Here is a 21,285-nt window from a genome sequence, read left to right as displayed (position 1 = left end):
AGAAAATTTAAGCGCGAGAGTCCGAAGCTTCGCCGAGGTGCCTGTCTTCGTAGGCGATGGTCCATTCGATGAGATCGCGCCACAGGCGCTCTGTGAGATCCGGAGGCAGGCCGGCGGCGGCGGCGCGCAGGCCCACGCGTTCCACCACCTCTTCCACACGGTCTGGAAGCAAAGCGGGAATTCCTTCCCGCTCCTTCACCCTCACCACGTTCTTGACCACCGCGAGGCGCTGCACCAGCAGATCCACAATCTGGTCGTCAATGGCATCAATGGCATCGCGCGCGTCCGCAAGGGCTGTGGGAATACCCTCCCGCTGCGGCCGCGCGCCGGGGCTCACTTGGCCCACCACAGGTCTTCCACCGGGAATCGACCGGCGGCATCCTCGATCACCTGGGCGAGGGAGAACAACGTCTCCTCCTCGAACGGGCGGCCGATCATCTGCAGGCCCAGCGGCAGGCCATCCGCCGAGAAGCCAGCCGGCACCGAAATGCCCGGCAGGCCGGCGAGGTTCACGGTCACGGTAAACACGTCGTTGAGATACATCTCGACCGGATCGGCCTTGCTCTTCTCGCCGATGCCGAAGGCGGGCGAAGGCGTGGTCGGCGTCAACACGGCGTCGACGCCCTGCGCGAACACGTCGTCGAAGTCGCGCTTGATGAGGCTGCGCACCTTCTGGGCCCGCAGATAATAGGCGTCATAATAGCCGGCGGAGAGCACGTAGGTGCCGATCATGATGCGGCGACGCACCTCGGGGCCGAAGCCGGCGGCGCGGGTGCGCTCGTACATCTCAGCCACATCACGGCCCGGAACCCGCAGGCCGTAGCGCACGCCGTCATAACGCGCGAGATTCGAGGACGCCTCTGCGGGCGCGACGATGTAATAGGTCGGCAGGGCGTATTGCGTATGGGGCAGCGAGATGTCCACCACCTCGGCGCCCGCATCGCGCAGCATGGCCGCGCCCTGCTCCCACAATTCGACAATCTCCGGCGACATGCCCTCCACGCGATATTCGCGCGGAATGCCGATGCGCTTGCCCTTCACTGAGGCGCCCACGGCATCCTCATAATTGGGCACGCGCAGATCCACGCTGGTGGAATCCTTCGAGTCGTGTCCCGCCATGGCGCGCAGCAGAAGGGCCGCGTCGTTCACGGAACGCGCGAACGGGCCGGCCTGGTCAAGGGAGGAGGCATAGGCAACGATGCCCCATCGCGAGCAGCGCCCATAGGTCGGCTTGATGCCCACGGTGCCGGTGAATGCGGCAGGCTGGCGGATCGAGCCGCCGGTATCCGTACCGGTGGCGCCGGCGCAGAGGAACGCGGCCACCGCCGCCGCCGAACCGCCGGAGGAGCCGCCGGGCACGAGCGGGGTCGTTTCCCCTTCGCGCCGCCAGGGCGAAACCACGGGACCGAAGGCCGAGGTCTCGTTGGACGAGCCCATGGCGAATTCATCGTTGTTGAGCTTGCCCAGCATCACCGCCCCATCGCGCCACAGCTGCGCGGTGACGGTGGATTCGTAGGGCGGGACGAAAGTCTCGAGGATCTTCGATCCGGCGGTGGTGGCGACACCCTCGGTGCAGAACATGTCCTTGACGCCGATCGGCATGCCTTCGAGCGGGCCGGCCTCGCCATTGGCGATGCGGGTGTCGCTGGCCGCGGCCATGGCGAGCGCCTTCTCGCTGGTTTCCTCAAGATACGCATTGAGGCCGCGGGCCGCTTCCATGGCGTCGAGATAGGACTGGGTCAGTTCAACCGCCGTGAACTCGCGCAGCGCCAGCTTTTCACGCGCCTGGGTGAGGGTCAGCTGATTGAGCGCGGTCATTCCACCACCTTCGGCACGGTAAAGAAGCCGCCCTCGGCATCGGGCGCGTTGGCGAGGATTTTTTCCGGATAATGGCCGTCGTTCACCACATCCTCGCGCAGGGGCAGGCTGAGCGGAATCACCCCGCTCATGGGCTCGACGCCGGACACATCAAGCGCCGACAATTGCTCGACGAAAGCGAGGATGGCGTTCAACTCCTCCTGAAGGGGCGCGAGTTCCTCCTCGCGCACAGAGATGCGCGCCAGATGCGCAACCCTTCGGACGGTCGCCTGATCGACGGACATGGACAGCTCCCAGCACGCACCGCGCCCGATGACAGGGCGGCGCCAACAGATGGCTCAACCGCAGGCGGTTGAAGCATGTTCCGAACGCGAGCGCTGCAATTTTCCGCATACCGTCCGCGCCCTTCCCCGCCGCTATAGCAAGTCGGCGAATTGGGAGGCAATGGCGGCGGCCAGGAAAGCGCGGGCCGCATGGTGCCGCGGCCCGCGATGGATCATGGCGCATCGCTCACGGCATGAGCGCGATCTGCTCCAGGCCGAGCGTCTCGGGATAGCCGAGGACCAGGTTCATGTTCTGCACCGCCTGGCCGGAAGCACCCTTCACCAGATTGTCCAGGGTGGAGATCACGATCGCCCGGCCGCTCGCGCGGTCGGCGACAACGCCCATCATCACCATGTTGGACCCGCGCACATGGCGCGACTGCGGAACCTGGCCGAACGGCAGCACATGGACGAACGGCTCGCCCTTGTAGAAATCCGCCAGGATCTTGTGGAGATCCTCAGCCTTCGCGCCGGTGGTGCGCACATAAAGCGTCGCATAGATGCCCCGGTTCATGGGCGCGAGGTGCGGCACGAACATGGGCGCGACCGGGCGGCCGGCGGCCTTGGTGAATTCCTGGTCCAGCTCGCCCATGTGCCGATGCGAGCCGACGCTATAGGCGTGGATGCCCTCCGACACCTCGGAGAACAGCATCGCCTCCTTGGCAGAGCGCCCGGCACCGGACATGCCGGTCTTGCTGTCGATAACGATGGTTTCCGGCTCGATGGCGCCGGCCTCCAGCAGCGGCACCGCCGGCAGGATGGAGGTGGTGGTGTGGCAGCCGGGATTGGCGATCAGCCGGCCCTTCTTGATCTCGTCGCGATAGATCTCGACAAGGCCGAACACCGCTTCCTTCTGCAGGTCGAGGGCGCCGTGGGGGTGGCCGTACCATTTTTCATAGGCACCGGGATCGCGCAGGCGGAAGTCGGCGGACAGGTCCACCACTTTCACCTTGGGCGCCTGCTCGAACACCTTTTTGATGACCTCCTGGGTGGTCGCATGCGGCAGCGCGCAGAACACGAGGTCCACCGCGTTGAAATCCACCTCGTCGATGGTGACGAGCTTGGGCAGCGCATAGGGCGCGAACTGGGGGAACACGTCGGCCATGGACTGGCCGGCTTTGCGGTCGGCGGTCAGGGCCACAAGCTCGACACGGGGATGTCGCAGCAGAAGGCGCACGAGTTCGGACCCGGTGTAACCCGAGGCGCCAAGAACCGCGATCCGTGCCTTTGCTGTATCCGACATGTCCTTCTCCCGCCCGCTGGGGGCCGTGCGACGTTAGGCCGAACATGTCTGCGCGCGAACGCTGCGCGGGCGTGTTCGGTCGGGGGTCTGTACACCGATCCCATATCAGGCGAAAGACAGGGATAAGTGACCAGTCCCGCGCTGCGCGCGTTTCCGGTATGTTCCCTTTCGTTCCCTCGCCCTGGCATGATGGCCGGCGGCGATTCGCCCCTAAAGCGACTTAAAGAGCCTCATGTCCGATAACGACGATCTGTTTGCCGCGCCCGCCCCTGCCCGCAAGGCCCCGAGCCCCCGCGCCAAGGCGCCCCCCGCCGTGCCCGAGATGGCGAGCGATTATACCGCCGCCCATATCGAGGTGCTGGAAGGGTTGGAGCCGGTGCGCCGCCGCCCCGGCATGTATATCGGCGGCACGGACGTCAAAGCCCTGCATCACCTCTTCGCCGAGGTGATCGACAATTCCATGGACGAGGCGGTGGCCGGCCATGCCACCTTCATCGAGGTGCATCTCGCCGCCGACAGCACGCTGACCGTCACCGACAACGGGCGCGGCATCCCGGTGGAGGCGCATCCCAAATTCCCCGGCAAGTCCACCGTCGAAGTCATTATGACCACCCTGCACGCGGGCGGAAAGTTCGACAGCAAGGTCTATGAGACCTCAGGCGGCCTACACGGTGTCGGCGTCTCGGTGGTGAACGCATTGTCTGACCATCTCGAAATCGAGGTGGCGCGCAACCAGACGCTCTATCGCCAGTCCTTTTCCAAGGGTGCGCCGCTCGGCCCCTTGTCCGAGGTCGGCCGCATCACCAATCGGCGCGGCACCAAGGTGCGCTTCCATCCCGATCCCCAAATTTTCGGCGAAGGTGCGCATTTCGAGCCCGCCCGCGTGTTCCGCATGGCGCGGTCCAAGGCCTATCTGTTCGGCGGCGTGGAAATCCGCTGGTCGTGCGATCCGTCCCTTTTGGTGGGCACCACCGGCGTGCCGGAGAAGATGACCTTCCGCTTCCCGGGCGGCCTCAAGGATTATCTCGCCGGCGATCTGGAAGGCCAGACGCTGGTCCATAACGAAATCTTCGCCGGCCGGATCCAGAAGCAAGGCGGCCACGGCTCGGTGGAATGGGCGGTGGCCTGGGTCGCCGACGGCGACGGCGGCATTTCCTCTTATTGCAACACCATCCCGACCCACGACGGCGGCACCCATGAGAACGGGCTGCGCCTGGTTCTGCTGAAGGGCCTGCGCGATTATGCCGAGCGCATCGGCCAGGCGAAGCGCGCGGCCATCCTGATCGGTGACGACGTCACCACCGGCTGCGCGGCCATGCTCTCCGTGTTCGTGCGCGAGCCGGAATTCCAGGGCCAGACCAAGGATCGCCTCGCCACGGCGGAAGCCTCGCGCATCGTCGAGCAGGCGTTGCGCGATCCTCTGGACCATTGGCTTGCCGCCAATCCGGTGCAGGCGAACCGGCTTCTGGACCATGTGGTGGAGCGCGCCGAGGAGCGCCTGCGCCGCAAGCAGGAGAAGGAAGTCTCCCGCAAGACCGCGGTGCGCAAGCTGCGCCTGCCGGGCAAGCTCGCGGACTGCTCCAATACCGAGGCGGCCGGGTCCGAAATCTTCATCGTCGAGGGCGATTCGGCCGGCGGCTCGGCCAAACAGGCGCGCGATCGCAAGACCCAGGCGGTGCTGCCCCTGCGCGGCAAGATCTTGAACGTTGCCAGCGCCGGGCGCGACAAGCTTGCCCAGAACCAGCAATTGTCCGATCTGCTCCAGGCGCTCGGCTGCGGAACGCTCGCCCAATATCGCGAGGCGGACCTGCGCTATGAGAAGGTGGTCATCATGACCGACGCGGACGTGGACGGGGCGCACATCGCCTCGCTTCTCGTCACCTTCTTCTATCGGCAGATCCCAAAGCTGATCGAGGAGGGCCACCTGTTCCTGGCCGTGCCGCCGCTCTACCGCATCACCCAGGGCGCAAAAACGCTGTATGCCCGCGACGACGCCCACAAGGACCTGTTGCTGAAGAAGGAATTCTCCGGCCGCGGCAAAGTCGATATCGGCCGCTTCAAGGGTCTCGGCGAGATGATGCCGGCGCAGCTCAAGGAAACCACGATGAATCCGCGCACCCGCACCATGCTGCGCGTGACCATCGAGGCGGCGGCGCAGGCCGATACGGCCGATCTCGTGGAGCGCCTCATGGGCAACAAGCCGGAGGCGCGCTTCGCCTTCATCTCCGAGCGCGCCGCGTTCGCCGGCGAGGATCTGCTGGATATCTGATCCGCGCCCTCAGGCGGAGGGGTCGATGGGCTCCGGTTCCACCGTCTTGAGCCGGCGCGGCAGGCGCGAGGCGGGAAAGGCCAACGCGATCAGGCATACGCCCGCGCCGGCGAACAATTCCACCGGCCCGATAAGCCCGATGAGCTGCGCCGCCAGCAGAGCTCCCAGCGCCTGGCCGGAAAAGAAGAAGGTCGCATAGAGCGAGACCGCCGATCCGCGCGCGGCCGGCACCAGCTCGGTGGCCATGATCTGCAAGGTGTTGTGGATCATGTAGAAGCCGAAGCCGAGCACGCCGAACAGAGCCAGCATCAGGCCGAGCGAAGGCACCAGCGCAATGGCGATCAGGCACAGGCCCGCCACTGTCGCCCCGAGCCCGGCCATGCCGGAAAGGCCGAGCCGGCGCACAAGAAATGCAACCAGGAACGTGTAGATCACGCCGCCGACGCCGAACATGCCGAGCGCGAACCCGGCTTCCACCGCATCGCCCAGCGCGCGGCCGACCATATGGGCGGCCACGAACGGGAACACGCCGAAGATCAGCGCGCCCTCAATGGCGGCGACCAGGAACAGGCGGATCGAGAGGGGATTGCCGAACACCACGCGATAGCGCGCCAGTGCGCCGCCAAGCGAGGGACGCTGCGGGGTCGCGGTCTCCCGAAGGAAGAAAATCGCGCCGAAGGCCGCCGTGCCCGCCACCGCAGCCGTGCACCAGAACACGGCGCGCCACCCGACGAGGGTCGAAATCATGCCCGACGCCATGGCACCGCCAAGCTGGCCCAGCACGATGGCCATGAGCAGGCGGCCGAGCGCCTGGGGGCGCTGCTGCATGGTCACGCGATCCCCCACGGTCGCCAGCGCCACGGGTATCACCCCGCCGGCCCAGCCGCCGGAAAAGATCCGGCCCGCCAGCAACGCGTCATGGCTTGGCGCCAGCGCGCAGCCGATCAGCCCGAGGCAGAGCATGGACAGCGTCACGCGGATCAACCGCACCCTGCCCACGGCATCGCCGATAGGGCCGAACACCAGTTGCATCGCCGCATAAGGGAGCGAAAAGGCGCTCGCGAGCAAAGCCGCGCGTTGCAGCGTGACGGCGAGGTCAGCGGCCAGAAGATTCAGCATCGGGTCGACCGCGCGCATGGAGAACGCGCTGGCAAACCCGGCGAGACCCAGAACCAGGAGGAAGGGCATGTCGGCACTGCCGGACGGAGACGGGACGCCGACCGAAAACAGGCGGGCGCGGGCGGCTTCCTTGGCTGTCATTCCGCAAGGGGTCAAGGGCGCTATCGCATGGCATTGCAGGCTGCAATTCGCCCCGCGCATGGCAGCTTCAATGAGAAGCATTGACACAGCGCACAAAATCCTTACTTTACAACGTGTCGTCCGATTATTTCGAATCCAAGCGCGCCGAGCGACGACCGCTCGCCCAGCCCCGTACGGCACGGGGCCTGCGATAAGCGGAGCGCTGCCGCATTAAGCGACGATATGTCATTTTCCGAACTCGGCCTGAGCGAAAAAGTCCTCTCGGCCGTCACGGCGTCCGGTTACACCACGCCCACGCCCATCCAGGCGCAAGCCATTCCGCACGTTCTCGCCCGGCGCGACGTGCTGGGCTTGGCGCAGACGGGCACCGGCAAGACCGCCGCCTTCACCCTTCCCATGTTGACCCTGCTGGAGCAGGGCCGGGCACGGGCGCGCATGCCGCGCACCCTCATCCTCGAACCGACGCGCGAACTCGCAGCCCAGGTCGAGGACAGCTTCGCCCGCTACGGCAAGAACCATAAGCTCAATGTCGCGCTGCTGATCGGCGGCGTGTCGTTCGGCGACCAGAACACCAAGCTGGTGCGTGGCGTCGATGTGCTCATCGCCACCCCAGGCCGCCTGCTCGACCATGTGGAGCGCGGCCAGTTGCTGCTCTCCGGCATCGAGGTGCTTGTCATCGACGAAGCCGACCGCATGCTGGACATGGGCTTCATTCCGGACATCGAGCGCATCTGCAAGCTGGTCCCCTTTACTCGGCAGACGCTGTTCTTCTCGGCCACCATGCCGCCGGAAATTCAGCGGCTCGTGTCGCAATTCCTGTCCAATCCGGTGCGGGTGGAAGTTTCCAAGCCCGCGTCCACCGCGACGACCGTGACCCAGGTCCTGGTCGCCACCGGACGCGAGGATTACGAGAAGCGCGAAATGCTGCGGGAATTGATCCGCGGCGCCGACGGCCTGCAGAACGGCATCATCTTCTGCAACCGCAAGAGCGAGGTATCGGTGGTCCACCGCTCGCTCCAGAAGCACGGCTTTAACGTGGTGTGCCTGCACGGCGACATGGACCAGCGCTCGCGCACCACGGCGCTGGACCAGTTCCGCTCCGGCGAGGCTACCTTGCTCGTGGCGTCCGACGTCGCGGCGCGCGGCCTTGATATTCCCGCCGTCAGCCATGTCTTCAATTATGACGTGCCCCACCATGCGGAGGATTATGTCCACCGCATCGGCCGCACCGGCCGCGCGGGACGCAGCGGCATGGCCATCGCCTTGATGACCCACGACGATCTGAAATCGCTGGCCGCCATCGAGAAGCTGATCGGAAATCCCATCCCCTGGCAGGGCGAGCCGCTCGGCGAAGCCCCGCCGCGCGAGCGCCGCACCGGCGCCGGCGACAAGCGCGGCCGCGAAAAGGGTCGCGAAAGTGGCCGTGGTCGCGACAAGGGCCGCGCCGCCCGGCCGGAAGATGGCGATGTGCCCCGGACCGAGCGGCAGAACACCCGCAATCGCAAACCGCGCGATGGCGCGTCCCGCGAGGAAGCGGCGCCTGCCGAAATCGCAGCCGCCCCGGTGCGCGAGGCACGTCCGCCGCGCCCGCCACGGGAACCACGCGAGGCTCCAGTGCGTGACGTGTCGGCGCGCGAGAGTGCGCCCCGCGAATCCAGCCGTCCGCCGCGTCGCGAGCGTCCCCCGGTCAACGAGCCGGCGGACATGTCCCACCTCCCCGCCTTCCTCCTGCGCCCCGTGCGCGTGAAGGCCACGAGCTGACCTTTTGGGGCGTGGGCCGATGCGGTCCCGCCCCACCTCGTCTGCGCGGGAATGAGTTTGTGGGAATGAGTTTTTTCGTCCGCCCTTTGGCGGACTTTTTTTCGCCTTCACTCCCCGCCTTCACTCCCCGCTGGCGGTGCCGCCGCGCGGCGGCCTCCCTCGCTTTGAGGGGGTTTTGCTGACGGCGGAGGTTTTGCGGCGTCCCGTGGAGGCGGTTTTCGCGCGGCGCGCTGCTCTCGCGATCTCCAGGGCGCGGCGGGCGAGCGCCGCCAGATCCTCGCCGTCGTCCAGCGCCGCTTCGGGCATCTTCCAGTAGGACATGATGGTGCGCCGCCCCTTGGCTTCATAGGTGAAGGGCACCGAGCCACGCCCCGCAAGGTCCAGGGCGAAGCCATCGTCCACCTTCAGATAGAGTTCGCCACCCGCCTCCAGCGCGAACATGGTGCCGTCCGCATAGACACCCGCCCCGCCGAACATGCGGCGCACCTCCACCGGACCGAAGGATGCGAACAATTCGCGGATATCATCTGCGGTCACGGCATGTCCGAGGGCGAGGAGGAATCTAGGGTGAGACCAGGGCCGGCTTTTCCGCAGGCGGCACATAGAGCAGAGGGCGCAGCAGCTCCAGCAGCGCTTCTTTCACGCCTGCCGCATCGGCGGGCTTTGTCGTCGCCGCGATGGTCAGTTCGATGCGATCATAGCCAAGCTTGCCCAAAACGACGCTCGGCGCGGGCGTCGCCAGTACGCGGGCATCCTGTTGGAGGAACGCCAGCGCCTTCGCCCGAAGCGCGTCCACATCCACGCTGGTCGCCACCTCCAAGGCCACCGACACCGTCGAATCGCCGGCCGGATAAGCGGATTTGTTGAGGATCGCAGTGCCCCACACCTGACCGTTGGGAATCAGGATCTGCACATTGGAGGCGCCCGCGAGTTCGGTGGTGAAGAGCGTCAGCGCCTTCACCGTGCCGGCCTTTCCGGCGACCTCGACAGCGTCGCCGACCCGGAACGGGCGGAAGATCAACAGCATGACCCCGGCCGCCATGTTGGACAAGGTGCCCTGCAAGGCCAGGCCGACCGCCAGGGAGGCGGCGCCCAACACCGCGATGATGCTGGTGGTCTGGATGCCGAAGCGCTGGAGCACGGCCACCAGCACGAACACCAGCACGGCGTATTTTGCGAGGCTCGCGAGGAAACTCGCCACAGTCACGTCGATCCGCCCGGTCGCACTCAGGCCGCGCATCAGCAGCCCCTCGACGGTCTTCGCAATCCACCATCCAACCGCCAGAATAACCAGCGCGTAGAATATGTTGAGCCCGTAGAGCACTGCCACATCGCCCAGGTGTTCGGTATCAATATCCATCGCCAAGGCCTCGCTGCTGTTCTGAAGGGATTGAAGGGGCAAACGCGCGACGACGCAATAAGTTCGGCATTGCGCATGCGGGGTTCCGGCGCGCCGCGCGAATGAATATGGTGCCGCTCCCTTATCAGTAGCGTCGGACCATGCCCGAATCCTCCTCCCTGCTCGACCGTGCCATTGCCCTTCACGATTCCGGCCAATTGGACGAAGCGGCGGGGCTCTATGGGGAGATTCTGCGCACGACGCCGCAAGAGGGCGAAGCCCTGTTCCGGCTCGGCCGGCTGCGGTGCCAGGCGGGGCAATTGGAAGAAGGTGCACGCCTGCTCACCCAGGCGACACAGGCGGCACCACAGGATGCGCGGGCGTTCGATCTGCTTGGTCTGGCCCTGGAGCGGCTCGGCCGCCTGACGGAAGCACTCGCGGCCTATGATCGGGCGATCGCGCTCGCACCGGAAAATCCCGATGCCTGGGACAGCCGCGCCGGCCTGCTCGGCGCCCTCGGCCGCCGCACCGAGGCGCTGCGCGCTTATGATGAATCCCTGCGCCTCGCGCCGCGCCGCCCGGAAGGCTGGCTCAATCGTGGTGCACTGTTGCAGGAGATGGAGCGGCACGAGGACGCCATCAAATCCTTCGACACCGCGCTGTCCATGGCCCCGGACATGGGCCCCGCCCATCTCAACCGGGGCGTCTCGCTGAGCGCCCTCATGCGCTACGCCCCCGCCCTCGCGGCGTTCGAGACCGTGCTGGCGGCGGAACCGGACAATGTGGACGCGCTGTCCAATACGGCGCTCGCCCTGCGCAATCTGGACCGTCCGCAGGAGGCGCTGGAGTTGCTGGACCGCGCGCTGGCGCTCGATCCCCGCGCCGCGCAGGCGCACGCCAACCGCGCCAGCGTGCTGCTGGACCTGCGGCGCTTTTCCGAAGGCGTGGAAAGCGCCTCGCGCGCCGTGGAACTGGCGCCCGACCGGCCTGCGATTCTTTATCCTCGCGCCTTGCTGCTCTCGACCGTCGGGCGGCATGGGGAAGCGATCGCCGATCTCGACAGCGCGCTCGCGCGCGATCCCACCTTCATCCGCGCCCGCATTCTGCGGGCCCAGCTCCAGATGGATCTTGGCCGGCTCGACACGGGTAAGCAAGATCTTGAGACCCTGCACCAGGCGGCGCCGCCCCATCCGGAGGTCGCCTTCCTGCTGGCCACCGCACGGCTGCGCAGCGGCGACTGGATGCGCGGCCTGCCCCTGTTTGAGCGCCGCAACGAGTTGCGCCAGAAGGGCTATGCCGAATTTCCCTACCCACGCTGGACCGGCGACAAGCCGGACCAGAAGAGCCTTCTCGTGCTCCAGGGGGAGCAAGGACGCGGCGATATCATCCAGTTTGCCCGCTTCGCGCCGCTGCTCGGCCGCCTCGGCCACAAGGTGGCTTTGGCGGCAACGCCCGAAATGCTGCCCCTCCTCTCGGGGATCGAAGGCATCGCTGGCGTCATGAGCATCGAGCAGGCCATGGCGCTGCGTGAGCCGGCCAGGTGGGCACCGCTGATGAGCGTGCCGCATCTGCTCCATCTCACGCCGCAGACGCTGCCGCCCTTCGCGCCTTATCTGAAGGCGCAGCCCACCCGCACCGAGGCGTGGCGGCAGAGGCTGGGCGACGGCGGGTTCAAGATCGCTGTCGCCTGGGCGGGAAATCCCAAGGGTGAAGCCGGCATGAGCCGCGCCTTTCCCCTCGCCGCCCTGGCGCCCGTCGCGGCGCTGGACGGCGTGCGGATTCTCTCACTTCAGAAGGGGCCGGGCGAGGAGCAGGCGGAAGCCGCCGGCCTGCCGTTCGCGGTCGAGACCCTGGCAGCCATGGATCCGCCGGGCGAGACCTTCCTCGACAGCGCGGCGATCCTTGCCGCGTGCGATCTGGTGATCTCTTGCGATACCGCCATGATCCATCTGGCCGGCGCGCTCGGTCGCCCAGCCCTGCTGGCGCTGATCGCCGGGTGCGATTGGCGCTGGCTGGCGGTGCGGGAGGATACCCCCTGGTATCCGAGCGTTCGCCTGTTCCGCCAGGATATGCCGGGCGATTGGAGCACCGTGTTCGCGCGCATGGCAGAAGACGTGAAGCGGCGCATGGCCGCGCCCGCCGCCTGAGGCGCTGCCGGCTTCAGTCCATCAGCGAAAGCAGGCGCGCGGCGGCGTCCATCTCCACCTTGCGGGCGGCGTGGCGGGCGGCCGCAAGCTCATCCTCCCCCCATTGGGCGCGATTCCATGCCTCGTCCACATGGGCGGCGGTCCATGCGGTTTCAGCGTCGATAGCACCATGGGCCACCGCCAGCGCCAGCAGGGCCGACCCCGTGAGTGCGGTCATGGAGGTGACGGCCGCGAGGCGGAACGGCTCGCGCGGCACCAGTTCGGCGATGCGCGCCAAGGTCTCGTCCGGCTGCTTCACATGGCGCACGCCGGTGCTGAGGAAAAAGCGCGCGCCGTGCTGGTCGCGAAACCAGTCCAGCACCGGGTCCCACGCCTGCGCCTGCTGCGCCTCCAGCCGCTCCGGCCCATCGGCGCGATAGCAGAGCAGATCGGTGCCGGCATAGCTGACCACCTCGGCGGCGGAGGCGGCAGGATCGCGCATCACCCCGTCCAGCACCACATTGACGAGGCGCGTCAGCGGCATGGCGTGCGGATTGATCACGCTGATCTGGGCCTCCCATTCGGCCGCCACCGCCTCGGCCAGGGCACGCGTGGGCAGGCGCAGGATATCGCGCGCCGGGGTCCGCACCGGCCGCCCGTCCAGGAGAATGGTGAACCCCTCCCCGTCGGTGCCGACACCGGCCGCCGTGTAGAAACGCTTCGGCAGCGTCACCCGCTGGGCGGCGCGCACGGATTCCGCCGGATCAATGCCGGTTGTCTCAATGCCTTCCAGAAGATCGCGCATGTCGGGTCTCGTGTCTTCTCCTGGCGCGGCTTATGCGGGGATGCGCGCGAACAAGGTTTCTATGGCCACCGGCAGATCCGCGAAGCGCTCCACCATCAAGTCCGCGCCGGCTGCCAGCAAAGCGGCGGGCTGATGATAGCCCCAGCCGACCGCGATGGCGAAGGCACCGGCCGCCTTGGCCATTTCCATGTCGTAGGTGGTATCGCCCACCACAACGGTAAAGGCGGGCTGCGCCCCCATCTCGGCCATCGCCTGGAGCACCATGCCGGGATGGGGCTTGGACGGGGCATCGTCGGCCGTCTGGATTGTGGCGAACCAGCCCTCCATCGCATGGCCGGTCAAAACGCGCCGTACTCCGCGCCGCGCTTTGCCGGTGACCATGCCCAAGCTCAGATCGGCACGGGTGCGCAGCAGTTCCAGCGTTTCGCGCGCGCCGGGATAGAGCGGCTCGGTGGGGGCGGATTCGCGCTGCGTGCGGTAGGTGGAGCGATACGCCTCCTCCAGGGCGCTCGCGGGGAAATCCACGGCCCCGCGGGACAAAACCTGAAATGTCTCGGGCAGCGACAGGCCGACCACGGAGAGAATCTCCTCCCGCGTGGGCGGAGCCACACCGCACGAAACGAAAGCCGCGCTCATGGCCTCGACGATGGCATGCTGGCTATCCACTAGCGTGCCGTCGCAATCGAACAGGATGAGAGCGGGAAGCCGGTCTTCGGAGGTCATTTCTGGGTCAGCTTGTCGGTGGCGAGGTCGTACGTCCAGGATATGGCGTTGGGATCAAGGAATTGAATGGTCTTGAAGCCACGCTGCTTGCACTGGCGCGGAAACGGGCCCGAGGCGATCAGTTCCACCGCTGTCTTGGCCGGGAAGTTGAACTTGATGGCGATGGTGGTCGCTTCGGGTCCGCTGGTGGTCACCTGGAGATCGAGCCCGTTCTGGACGAAATTATCCTGAGTGGTCTTCGCGAACGCGCGCCGGGTCGGTTCGTCCGCGGACAGCTGCGGTACGCCCGGGCGAGCGGCCGGTAAGCCGCTCTCCGCTTGCGGAGTGTCGGTCAGCACAGACGCCGAGGGCACGAGCTGGGGCGCGACGAGTTGCGGGGCGACGAGCTGGGAGTCGGACGCTGCGGGGCCTGTCTGCGCGGGGGCCGGCGCGGCTGGGGCAGATGCGGCGGGCGCGGGCTGGGCCGGCGCCGGCGGCGCGGCTGCGGGTGGCGCGGCTGTCGGCGCGCTCGCCTCCTGCTGCGTACCGGCTGGCGGCGGGCTCAACATGATCCACACGCCGGCGCCGGCCAACAGCGCGACCAGGACGCCCGTGGCGCCGACAATAAGGGGAAGCATCGAACGGCGCGGCGGCAGGACGGCACCGCATTCGGCGCATTCATGTGCGTGGGGATGCGTCGGTGCTCCGCAGCCGGGACACAAGTCTGGCTGTCGGCTCATGCATCATCTCCTGACTTGATTGGATGGCGCGCCCCCGGCACCCATGTAGCGCGGTTTGTCCCCAGGGGAAACCTGCGCGGTCGCAGCTGAGCTGGGCAAGGCGGGCGCAGTACCCCGCGCCCGGATCAGGATTCGGGCGCTTCTAGGATGGGATCGTATTGCGTGGCGTCGAGCCCCAGAACCGCCCAGGACTGGGCCATGTGGGGCGGCAGCGGCGCGGAAACGTCGATCACGCCGGTCCCGCGCGGATGGGGAATCACGATCCGGCGCGCCAGCAGATGCAGCTTGTTCTGCATGCCGCCGGGAAACTCCCAATTCTCGATGTTGAAATATTTCGGATCGCCGACGATCGGATGGCCGATGTGGGCCATATGGGCGCGCAGCTGATGGGTGCGGCCGGTGACCGGCTTGAGCGAGAGCCAGGACATCTTCTGCGCCGCCTGGTCCACCACCGCATAATAGGTGAGCGCGTGGCTCGCCTCGTCGTCGCCGTGCTTGGCGACACGCATGCGCTCTTCGCTCTCCTCGCGGGCGAGATAGGTGGAGATGCGCCCCTGCCGTGGCTTCGGCACGCCCGGCACCAGAGCCCAATAGATCTTACGCGCCTCGCGCGAGCGGAAGCTCTTGGTAAGGATCGACGCGGCGAGGCGGGTCTTGGCGATCAGCAGGCAGCCGGCGGTGTCCTTGTCGATGCGGTGGACGAGGCGCGGCTTCTGCCCGTCGCGATCCCGCATGGAATCGAGCATGCCGTCCACGTGCCGATAGGTGCCGGAACCGCCCTGGACCGCGAGGCCCATGGGCTTGTTCAGCACCATCACATCCTTGTCCTCATAGAGGATCATGGCTTTCAGCGCGGTCAGGTCTTCATTCTCGCGGCGCGCTGCGGCAGCAATCACGCCGCGCGGCGCGGCCGGGCGTTCACCCGCCTCGCCACCCGGTGCGGCGGCCCGCGCTGCCTCATCGGCCGCATCCACCGGCTCAATCCCCGCAGCATCGACGCCGAGCGGCGGAATGCGCACGCTCTGGCCTGGATCGAGGCGCGAGGACGTCTTCACGCGCCCGCCATCGACGCGCACTTGTCCGGTTCGCACCAGCTTTTGGAGATGGCCGAACGACAGGTCCGGGAAATGGGCCTTGAACCAGCGGTCGAGGCGCATCCCGGCCTCATCCGCACTCACCTGCTTTAACTCGACCGCCATGGGTCACATCCTCGCAACGGTCGGAACTTGCGCGCAGATTTACGCGTCCCGCGCCCGTCTGTCACGTAAGGGCGCGCATGAGTGCCATGCCGGCCGTCACGGCGAGGATGCACAGCACCAGCGAGCCGATGGCATAGAGCGCCGCGTGCCCCCAGACGCCGCGCTCCATCAGCAGGGCGAATTCCAGGGAAAACGTGGAGAAAGTGGTAAACCCGCCCAGCATCCCTGTGGTCAGGAACAGCCGCGTGGGCTGGGACCAGCTCACCCCGGACCTCATGGCGAACCATATGGTCGCCAGCCCCATGATGAAACATCCCAGCACGTTGATGAACATCGTGACATAGGGAAATTCCACCATTCCGAGCAGGCGCATCCCTGCCAGATTGAAAAGGTGGCGCATCAGGCCGCCCAGGCCCGCTCCGACGAAGACCAGAAGCGCGGGAATCATGGCTGCACCTGCACGAATGAAGGACCCGCTTCGTCTTAGCTTTCCGGGGAGCCCGGCATCAAGGGCGCGCTGGGGGATTTTTGCATCGCAGCACGCATCCCGGCATTACGGCTCCCCGCGCTCCGCCCGCAATCTGGCCCAATAGTCCATGCGCTTCTTGATTTCGCGCTCGAAGCCGCGCTCCACCGGATGGAAGAAGCTCTGCCGCCCGAGCTGCTCGGGGAAATAATTCTGGCCCGAGAAGGCATCGGGCTCGTCATGGTCGTAGCGATAGCCCTTGCCGTAGCCCTCGCCCTTCATGAGCTTGGTGGGCGCGTTGAGGATATGCTTCGGCGGCACTAGGGAGCCCCCGGCCTTGGCAGTGCGCATGGCCGCCGACCACGCCTTGTAGACCGAATTGGATTTCGGCGCCGTGGCCAGATAGACGGCGGCCTCGGCCAGCGCCAGTTCGCCTTCCGGGGAGCCGAGGAAGTCGTAGGCGTCCTTCGCCGCATTCGCGACCACGAGGGCCTGCGGATCCGCGAGCCCGATATCCTCCACCGCCATGCGCACCAGCCGGCGCGCCAGGAACAAAGGGCTTTCCCCGGCATCCAGCATGCGGGCGAGATAATAAAGTGTCGCGTCCGGGTCCGACCCGCGCACAGATTTGTGCAGGGCTGAGATGAGGTTGTAGTGCCCGTCCTCGCTCTTGTCGTAGATCGGCGCGCGGCGCTGCACGACGTCCTGCAAACCGGCCGTGTCGAACACCTCGTCGGGGCGTGCGGCGCGCCAGACCTCCTCGGCCAGGGTCAGCGCGGCGCGTCCGTCGCCGTCCGCCATGCGTGCGAGCGCGGCGCGGGCGTCGGCATCCAGCGGCAGCGGCCGAGCCTCGACCTCCTCGGCACGCGCCAGCAGGCGGGAAATAGCCTCTTCATCCAGCGCGCGGAACACCAGCACGCGCGCGCGAGAGAGCAAGGCCGCGTTGAGCTCGAAAGACGGATTTTCCGTGGTGGCGCCCACCAGCGTCACCGTGCCGTCCTCCATCACGGGGAGGAAACTGTCCTGCTGGGCGCGGTTGAAGCGGTGGATCTCATCCACGAACAGCAGCGTGCCCCGCCCTGTTGCGCGGCGATGGCGGGCCTGCTCGAATACCTTCTTCAGATCGGCAACGCCCGAGAAAATGGCGGAGATCTGTTCGAAATGCAGGTCGGTGGCATGGGCCAGCAGGCGCGCCACCGTGGTCTTGCCGGTGCCGGGCGGCCCCCACAGGATGAGCGAGCCGAGCGAACGGCCCTCCAGCATGCGCGTGAGCACGCCATCGGGCCCGACCAGATGGTCTTGCCCCACGACATCCGCGATCTTCTCCGGGCGCAGGCGATCCGCCAGGGGGCGCGGCGCCCCCTGTTCCAGTCCGGCCGCTTCAAACAAGCTCACCATGAACCGCCGAACCCTTCCGCGCTCAGCCGCCGATCACCGCATTGATGACGCGCCCGCGGCGCGCCACGCTCACCTGCCACGCTCGCATGGGCGCGCGCGTCGCCTGCTCCAGATCCGCCGTGCGCGCGATCTTGGCTCCATTGACCGCCAGGATGACGTCACCCGGGCGAAAACCGGCCGCGGCGGCGGGGGAATTCTCCGCCACATCGGCCACCACGACGCCGGTGTCATCAACGTCCACCCGCATCTCCTCGGCAACTGCGGGAGATACATTCACCACCCGCGCGCCGGCGAAGGGCGACCGGCCGCGCAAGACGATCTCCTGTCGCGGCACGCTTTCAGGCGCCGGCTCCAGCGCGACCCTCACCTGAGTCTCGCGGCCTTGCCGGTTGATGGTGAAAGTGACCGTTCCACCTATGGGGCGGGTGGCGAAGCGATAGCCAAGGGATTCCGGATCATCGACCCCCTGCCCTTCCACCGCGACGATCAGGTCGCCGGTCTTGATTCCCGCTTTGGCGGCAGGGCTCGCGGCCAGTACGCTTTGCACCAGGACGCCGGTTGGCCGGGCGATGCCAAGCCCCTCGGCGATTTCCGGCGTCACGCGCTGCAACTTGGCGCCGAGCCAGGGGCGGCGCACGGTTGCGGACCCGGCCTTCGCCGATTCCAGCACCACGCGGACCATATTCGTCGGAATGGCAAAGCCGATGCCGTGCGACCCACCCGAGCGCGAATAGATCGCGGTGTTGATCCCGATCAGCCGCCCCGCCATGTCCACCAATGCGCCGCCGGAATTGCCCGGATTGATCGCCGCGTCGGTCTGGATGAAGAACTGATAGTCCGACACGCCCACCTGCGTGCGGGCAAGCGCCGAAACGATGCCTTGAGTGACGGTCTGGCCGACGCCGAACGGATCGCCGATCGCCAGCACCAGATCGCCCACGGCAAGATCGTCCGAATTGCCGAGTTCGAGGCTCGCATAGGTCTTCTGGTCACCCTTGATCCGCAGCACCGCTAGGTCCGTGCGCGGATCGCTGAGCAACAGCTCGGCATCGAACTCGCGCTTGTCGTTGAGCGCGATGCGGATCTGGTCCGCGCCCTGGATCACATGATGATTGGTGACCACGAGGCCGCTTGGATCCACGATAACGCCCGAGCCTAGCGAGCGCTGCATCCGCTCGGGTCCGCCGAGGCCAGGGGCATCGCCGCCCTGCCCGCCACCGAAAAAGCGCCGGAAGAATGGGTCGTCAAAGAACGGATTGGTACGCGGCGCGCTCTTCAGCGCATAGACGTTCACCACCGCCGGCGCGGTGCGTGCCACAACCGGCGCGAAGCTGAGGGTGATTTCGCTGCGGGAGGCCGGCACCTGCGCACCCTGGGTCTGGCTTGGGGCCGGCGCGGCCTGGGCACGCGCCTCTCCCGTCGCGCCGAGCGCCAGGAGCCCAAGCATGCCCGCGCACGCGAGCAAGGCCGGCACCCGCGCCGGCCGGGACGCCAGGGCCTGGACGAAGGATTTCAGCTGAAAAAAGTGGGAGATGCCAGAAGCCATGAGCCACCTTAGGTCCGCACCGGCGCCAAGCGGCACCGCATGCCACATATAGAGCCTGCCTGAAACGAAAGAAGGGCGACCTTGCGGCCGCCCTTCCAAAAGGTTCGGAAGCGGAATGAAATTCAGCCTCAGGCGGCGGCAGCCTCGGCGGCCGTGCGCGCATGATCGGCGGCACCCTTGGCATCCACGTCGCGATCGACGAACTCGATCACCGCAACGGGAGTCGAGTCGCCATAGCGGAAGCCGGCCTTGACGATGCGGGTGTAGCCACCCGGACGCGCCTGATAACGGGGCGCGATCACGTCGAACAGCTTCTTCACCACCGCAACGTCGCGCAGCTCGGCGATGGCCTGGCGGCGCGCATGCAGATCGCCGCGGCGGGCGAGCGTGACGAGCTTTTCCACCACCGGGCGAAGATCCTTCGCCTTGGGCAGGGTGGTGACGATCTGCTCATGGGTGATGAGCGCCGCGCTGAGATTCATGAACATCGCCTTGCGATGTTCCCAGGTGCGGTTGAACTTGCGATGTACCTTGCCGTGACGCATGACGGCGAACTCCTAAAATCCGACGGCGTTTCGAGCCGGCTTATGGTTGAGCGGCTCGAGCCGCGTATGGAAAGCTCAGTAGTGATCTTCGAAGCGCTTTGCCAGCTCTTCGATGTTCTCAGGCGGCCAGCCCGGCACTTCCATGCCGAGATGCAGACCCATGGAAGCCAGGACTTCCTTGATCTCGTTCAGCGACTTGCGCCCGAAGTTCGGCGTGCGGAGCATCTCCGTCTCGCTCTTCTGGATCAGGTCGCCGATATAGACGATGTTGTCGTTCTTCAGGCAGTTCGCCGAACGCACCGAAAGCTCCAGCTCGTCCACCTTCTTGAGAAGCGCCGGGTTGAAGGGCAGCTCCTGGATGGCGGTGGATTCGCTCTCACGCTTGGGCTCTTCGAAGTTCACGAAGATCTCAAGCTGGTCCTGCAGGATTCGCGCGGCATAAGCCAGCGCATCTTCCGCAGAAATGGACCCGTCGGTCTCGATCTGCATGGTCAGCTTGTCATAGTCGAGGATCTGACCCTCACGGGTGTTCTCGACCTTGTAGGAGACCTTGCGGACCGGCGAATACAGGCTGTCGATGGGGATGAGCCCGATGGGCGCATCTTCCGGCCGATTGCGGTCGGCCGCCACATAGCCCTTGCCGGTGTCGATGGTGAATTCCATGCGCAGCTCGGCGCCGTCATCCAGCGTACAGATGACGAGGTGCGGGTTGAGCACCTGGATGTCGCCCACGGTCTGGATGTCGCCGGCGGTCAACACGCCGGGCCCGGTCTTCTTCGCGACCAGACGCTTGGGGCCTTCGCCCTGCATCTTGATGGCGATGTCCTTGATGTTGAGAATGATGTCGGTCACATCCTCCCGCACGCCGGGGATCGACGAAAACTCGTGGAGCACGCCGTCGATATGCACCGAGGTCACCGCCGCGCCCTGCAACGAGGACAGCAGGATGCGCCGCAGCGAATTGCCGAGGGTCATGCCGAAGCCACGCTCCAGCGGCTCGGCCACGACGGTGGCGAGGCGCTTGGGATCGCGGCCAGCCGTGACCTGCAACTTCTCGGGCTTGATCAGTTCTTGCCAGTTCTTCTGAATCACTTGCGTCACCTTGCCTTCTCACCGGGCCGCTGCACTCAGGTGCGATCTCTGACCGCGAGGCGCCGACCCGTCCCGTATGCGGGGGGAGGAACCGGGCAGAAGGCTCGCCGACCGGGCCGGCGAGCCAATGGAACGCTCAGACGCGCCGGCGCTTGCGCGGACGGCAACCGTTATGCGGGATCGGGGTCACGTCCCGGATCGAGGTCACCATGAAGCCAGCGGCCTGAAGGGCGCGCAGGGCAGACTCACGTCCCGAACCGGGGCCGGAGACTTCCACTTCCAGGGTGCGCATGCCGTGCTCCGCAGCCTTGCGGGCCGCGTCTTCAGCGGCAACCTGGGCGGCGTACGGGGTGGACTTGCGCGAACCCTTGAAGCCCATGGCACCGGCGGACGACCAGGAAATCGTGTTTCCCTGCGCATCGGTGATGGTGATCATGGTGTTGTTGAACGAGGCGTTCACATGCGCGACGCCGGAGGCGATGTTCTTGCGCTCACGACGTTTAACGCGGGTAGCTTCCTTGGCCATCTGTACTTTGATCCTTCAGGCGCGCCCGTAACACCAGGCGCTCGGGACGGGTGCTCCCTCATGGGAGCGGGTCGAGCGAAACACAAAAAGGAAGGCCGGCGCACCGGCCTCCCCTGATCGCGCTAGG

Annotated in this window: 20 protein-coding genes; 3 read left to right on the top strand and 17 right to left on the bottom strand. The window is 66.6% G+C overall.

Annotation, left to right across the window (positions count from 1 at the left end):
• Positions 1-7: 7 nt before the first annotated feature.
• The 4 genes from V5F78_RS07625 to argC form a co-directional block, all read right to left on the bottom strand.
• Positions 8-346, bottom strand: a complete 339-nt coding sequence (locus V5F78_RS07625) for a chorismate mutase (protein ID WP_394071601.1) — start codon at positions 344-346, stop codon at positions 8-10.
• Positions 334-1,818 carry an Asp-tRNA(Asn)/Glu-tRNA(Gln) amidotransferase subunit GatA gene (gatA, locus tag V5F78_RS07620; RefSeq protein ID WP_394071602.1) on the bottom strand — a complete coding sequence of 495 codons (1,485 nt, stop codon included), beginning with the start codon at positions 1,816-1,818 and terminating at the stop codon, positions 334-336. Before gatA ends, V5F78_RS07625 begins: the two co-directional genes overlap by 13 nt.
• Positions 1,815-2,102 (bottom strand): Asp-tRNA(Asn)/Glu-tRNA(Gln) amidotransferase subunit GatC, encoded by a 288-nt coding sequence (gene gatC / locus V5F78_RS07615; RefSeq protein WP_394071603.1) that lies wholly within the window; start codon positions 2,100-2,102, stop codon positions 1,815-1,817. Before gatC ends, gatA begins: the two co-directional genes overlap by 4 nt.
• A gap of 226 nt (positions 2,103-2,328) precedes the next feature.
• Positions 2,329-3,384, bottom strand: a complete 1,056-nt coding sequence (gene argC / locus V5F78_RS07610) for an N-acetyl-gamma-glutamyl-phosphate reductase (RefSeq protein ID WP_394071604.1) — start codon at positions 3,382-3,384, stop codon at positions 2,329-2,331.
• A 232-nt stretch (positions 3,385-3,616) separates the two neighbouring features.
• Here argC and parE point away from each other — a divergent pair, with 232 nt between their 5' ends.
• The gene (gene parE, locus V5F78_RS07605; protein WP_394071605.1) at positions 3,617-5,653 is read left to right on the top strand and encodes a DNA topoisomerase IV subunit B; all 2,037 of its coding nucleotides are present in this window, start codon (positions 3,617-3,619) and stop codon (positions 5,651-5,653) included.
• Positions 5,654-5,662: 9 nt separating this feature from the next.
• Here the strand turns inward: parE and V5F78_RS07600 are convergent, their stop codons facing one another.
• Positions 5,663-6,913 (bottom strand): MFS transporter, encoded by a 1,251-nt coding sequence (locus V5F78_RS07600; protein WP_394071606.1) that lies wholly within the window; start codon positions 6,911-6,913, stop codon positions 5,663-5,665.
• A 222-nt stretch (positions 6,914-7,135) separates the two neighbouring features.
• Here V5F78_RS07600 and V5F78_RS07595 point away from each other — a divergent pair, with 222 nt between their 5' ends.
• Positions 7,136-8,674 (top strand): DEAD/DEAH box helicase, encoded by a 1,539-nt coding sequence (locus tag V5F78_RS07595; RefSeq protein WP_394071607.1) that lies wholly within the window; start codon positions 7,136-7,138, stop codon positions 8,672-8,674.
• Positions 8,675-8,794: 120 nt separating this feature from the next.
• Here the strand turns inward: V5F78_RS07595 and V5F78_RS07590 are convergent, their stop codons facing one another.
• The gene (locus V5F78_RS07590) at positions 8,795-9,211 is read right to left on the bottom strand and encodes a TfoX/Sxy family protein (RefSeq protein ID WP_394071608.1); all 417 of its coding nucleotides are present in this window, start codon (positions 9,209-9,211) and stop codon (positions 8,795-8,797) included.
• A gap of 25 nt (positions 9,212-9,236) precedes the next feature.
• Positions 9,237-10,034: a mechanosensitive ion channel family protein gene (locus V5F78_RS07585; protein ID WP_394071609.1), complete on the bottom strand. Its 798-nt coding sequence runs from the start codon at positions 10,032-10,034 to the stop codon at positions 9,237-9,239.
• 140 nt (positions 10,035-10,174) lie between these two features.
• Between V5F78_RS07585 and V5F78_RS07580 the strand changes: the two genes are divergently transcribed.
• Positions 10,175-12,160, top strand: a complete 1,986-nt coding sequence (locus V5F78_RS07580) for a tetratricopeptide repeat protein (RefSeq protein WP_394071611.1) — start codon at positions 10,175-10,177, stop codon at positions 12,158-12,160.
• Between the two features lie 13 nt (positions 12,161-12,173).
• Here V5F78_RS07580 and V5F78_RS07575 read toward each other — a convergent pair whose 3' ends face one another.
• From V5F78_RS07575 to rpsK, 10 genes are all read right to left on the bottom strand, one after another.
• The gene (locus V5F78_RS07575) at positions 12,174-12,944 is read right to left on the bottom strand and encodes an ATP12 family chaperone protein (protein ID WP_394071612.1); all 771 of its coding nucleotides are present in this window, start codon (positions 12,942-12,944) and stop codon (positions 12,174-12,176) included.
• A 30-nt stretch (positions 12,945-12,974) separates the two neighbouring features.
• A complete protein-coding gene (locus V5F78_RS07570; RefSeq protein ID WP_394071613.1) occupies positions 12,975-13,667 on the bottom strand; it encodes an HAD-IA family hydrolase in 693 nt (230 codons plus the stop codon).
• Positions 13,664-14,284 carry a hypothetical protein gene (locus tag V5F78_RS07565; RefSeq protein WP_394071614.1) on the bottom strand — a complete coding sequence of 207 codons (621 nt, stop codon included), beginning with the start codon at positions 14,282-14,284 and terminating at the stop codon, positions 13,664-13,666. Before V5F78_RS07565 ends, V5F78_RS07570 begins: the two co-directional genes overlap by 4 nt.
• Before the next feature lie 227 nt (positions 14,285-14,511).
• Positions 14,512-15,585, bottom strand: coding sequence for an RluA family pseudouridine synthase (locus V5F78_RS07560; protein ID WP_394071615.1), 1,074 nt, complete (start codon positions 15,583-15,585; stop codon positions 14,512-14,514).
• A gap of 61 nt (positions 15,586-15,646) precedes the next feature.
• Entirely contained in the window at positions 15,647-16,033 is a 387-nt protein-coding gene (crcB, locus tag V5F78_RS07555) for a fluoride efflux transporter CrcB (RefSeq protein ID WP_394071616.1), read from the bottom strand.
• 105 nt (positions 16,034-16,138) lie between these two features.
• Positions 16,139-17,449, bottom strand: coding sequence for a replication-associated recombination protein A (locus tag V5F78_RS07550; protein ID WP_394071617.1), 1,311 nt, complete (start codon positions 17,447-17,449; stop codon positions 16,139-16,141).
• 22 nt (positions 17,450-17,471) lie between these two features.
• Positions 17,472-18,896, bottom strand: a complete 1,425-nt coding sequence (locus V5F78_RS07545; RefSeq protein WP_394071635.1) for a Do family serine endopeptidase — start codon at positions 18,894-18,896, stop codon at positions 17,472-17,474.
• Between the two features lie 227 nt (positions 18,897-19,123).
• Positions 19,124-19,540, bottom strand: coding sequence for a 50S ribosomal protein L17 (gene rplQ / locus V5F78_RS07540; RefSeq protein WP_394071618.1), 417 nt, complete (start codon positions 19,538-19,540; stop codon positions 19,124-19,126).
• A gap of 75 nt (positions 19,541-19,615) precedes the next feature.
• Positions 19,616-20,641 carry a DNA-directed RNA polymerase subunit alpha gene (locus V5F78_RS07535; protein WP_394044992.1) on the bottom strand — a complete coding sequence of 342 codons (1,026 nt, stop codon included), beginning with the start codon at positions 20,639-20,641 and terminating at the stop codon, positions 19,616-19,618.
• A 127-nt stretch (positions 20,642-20,768) separates the two neighbouring features.
• Complete coding sequence (rpsK, locus tag V5F78_RS07530; RefSeq protein WP_348845071.1) at positions 20,769-21,158, bottom strand: 30S ribosomal protein S11; 390 nt, start codon at positions 21,156-21,158, stop codon at positions 20,769-20,771.
• Positions 21,159-21,285: the final 127 nt, after the last annotated feature.

This window comes from Roseixanthobacter glucoisosaccharinicivorans (assembly GCF_043195095.2).
Lineage (GTDB): Bacteria > Pseudomonadota > Alphaproteobacteria > Rhizobiales > Xanthobacteraceae > NCEH01.
Note: the sequence above shows the minus strand (reverse complement) of the source record. Positions and strands in the feature narration are given on the sequence as shown.

Excerpts from the sequence above, each read along its gene's own strand:
- rplQ (WP_394071618.1), bottom strand. The coding sequence starts at position 19,540 with ATGCGTCACGGCAAGGTACATCGCAAGTTCAACCGCACCTGGGAACAT.
- V5F78_RS07600 (WP_394071606.1), bottom strand. The coding sequence starts at position 6,913 with ATGACAGCCAAGGAAGCCGCCCGCGCCCGCCTGTTTTCGGTCGGCGTC.
- V5F78_RS07595 (WP_394071607.1), top strand. The coding sequence starts at position 7,136 with ATGTCATTTTCCGAACTCGGCCTGAGCGAAAAAGTCCTCTCGGCCGTC.
- V5F78_RS07565 (WP_394071614.1), bottom strand. The coding sequence starts at position 14,284 with ATGCTTCCCCTTATTGTCGGCGCCACGGGCGTCCTGGTCGCGCTGTTG.
- V5F78_RS07585 (WP_394071609.1), bottom strand. The coding sequence starts at position 10,034 with ATGGATATTGATACCGAACACCTGGGCGATGTGGCAGTGCTCTACGGG.
- gatC (WP_394071603.1), bottom strand. The coding sequence starts at position 2,102 with ATGTCCGTCGATCAGGCGACCGTCCGAAGGGTTGCGCATCTGGCGCGC.
- V5F78_RS07550 (WP_394071617.1), bottom strand. The coding sequence starts at position 17,449 with ATGGTGAGCTTGTTTGAAGCGGCCGGACTGGAACAGGGGGCGCCGCGC.
- V5F78_RS07570 (WP_394071613.1), bottom strand. The coding sequence starts at position 13,667 with ATGACCTCCGAAGACCGGCTTCCCGCTCTCATCCTGTTCGATTGCGAC.
- V5F78_RS07580 (WP_394071611.1), top strand. The coding sequence starts at position 10,175 with ATGCCCGAATCCTCCTCCCTGCTCGACCGTGCCATTGCCCTTCACGAT.
- parE (WP_394071605.1), top strand. The coding sequence starts at position 3,617 with ATGTCCGATAACGACGATCTGTTTGCCGCGCCCGCCCCTGCCCGCAAG.
- V5F78_RS07560 (WP_394071615.1), bottom strand. The coding sequence starts at position 15,585 with ATGGCGGTCGAGTTAAAGCAGGTGAGTGCGGATGAGGCCGGGATGCGC.
- crcB (WP_394071616.1), bottom strand. The coding sequence starts at position 16,033 with ATGATTCCCGCGCTTCTGGTCTTCGTCGGAGCGGGCCTGGGCGGCCTG.
- rpsK (WP_348845071.1), bottom strand. The coding sequence starts at position 21,158 with ATGGCCAAGGAAGCTACCCGCGTTAAACGTCGTGAGCGCAAGAACATC.
- V5F78_RS07545 (WP_394071635.1), bottom strand. The coding sequence starts at position 18,896 with ATGCTTGGGCTCCTGGCGCTCGGCGCGACGGGAGAGGCGCGTGCCCAG.
- argC (WP_394071604.1), bottom strand. The coding sequence starts at position 3,384 with ATGTCGGATACAGCAAAGGCACGGATCGCGGTTCTTGGCGCCTCGGGT.
- gatA (WP_394071602.1), bottom strand. The coding sequence starts at position 1,818 with ATGACCGCGCTCAATCAGCTGACCCTCACCCAGGCGCGTGAAAAGCTG.
- V5F78_RS07575 (WP_394071612.1), bottom strand. The coding sequence starts at position 12,944 with ATGCGCGATCTTCTGGAAGGCATTGAGACAACCGGCATTGATCCGGCG.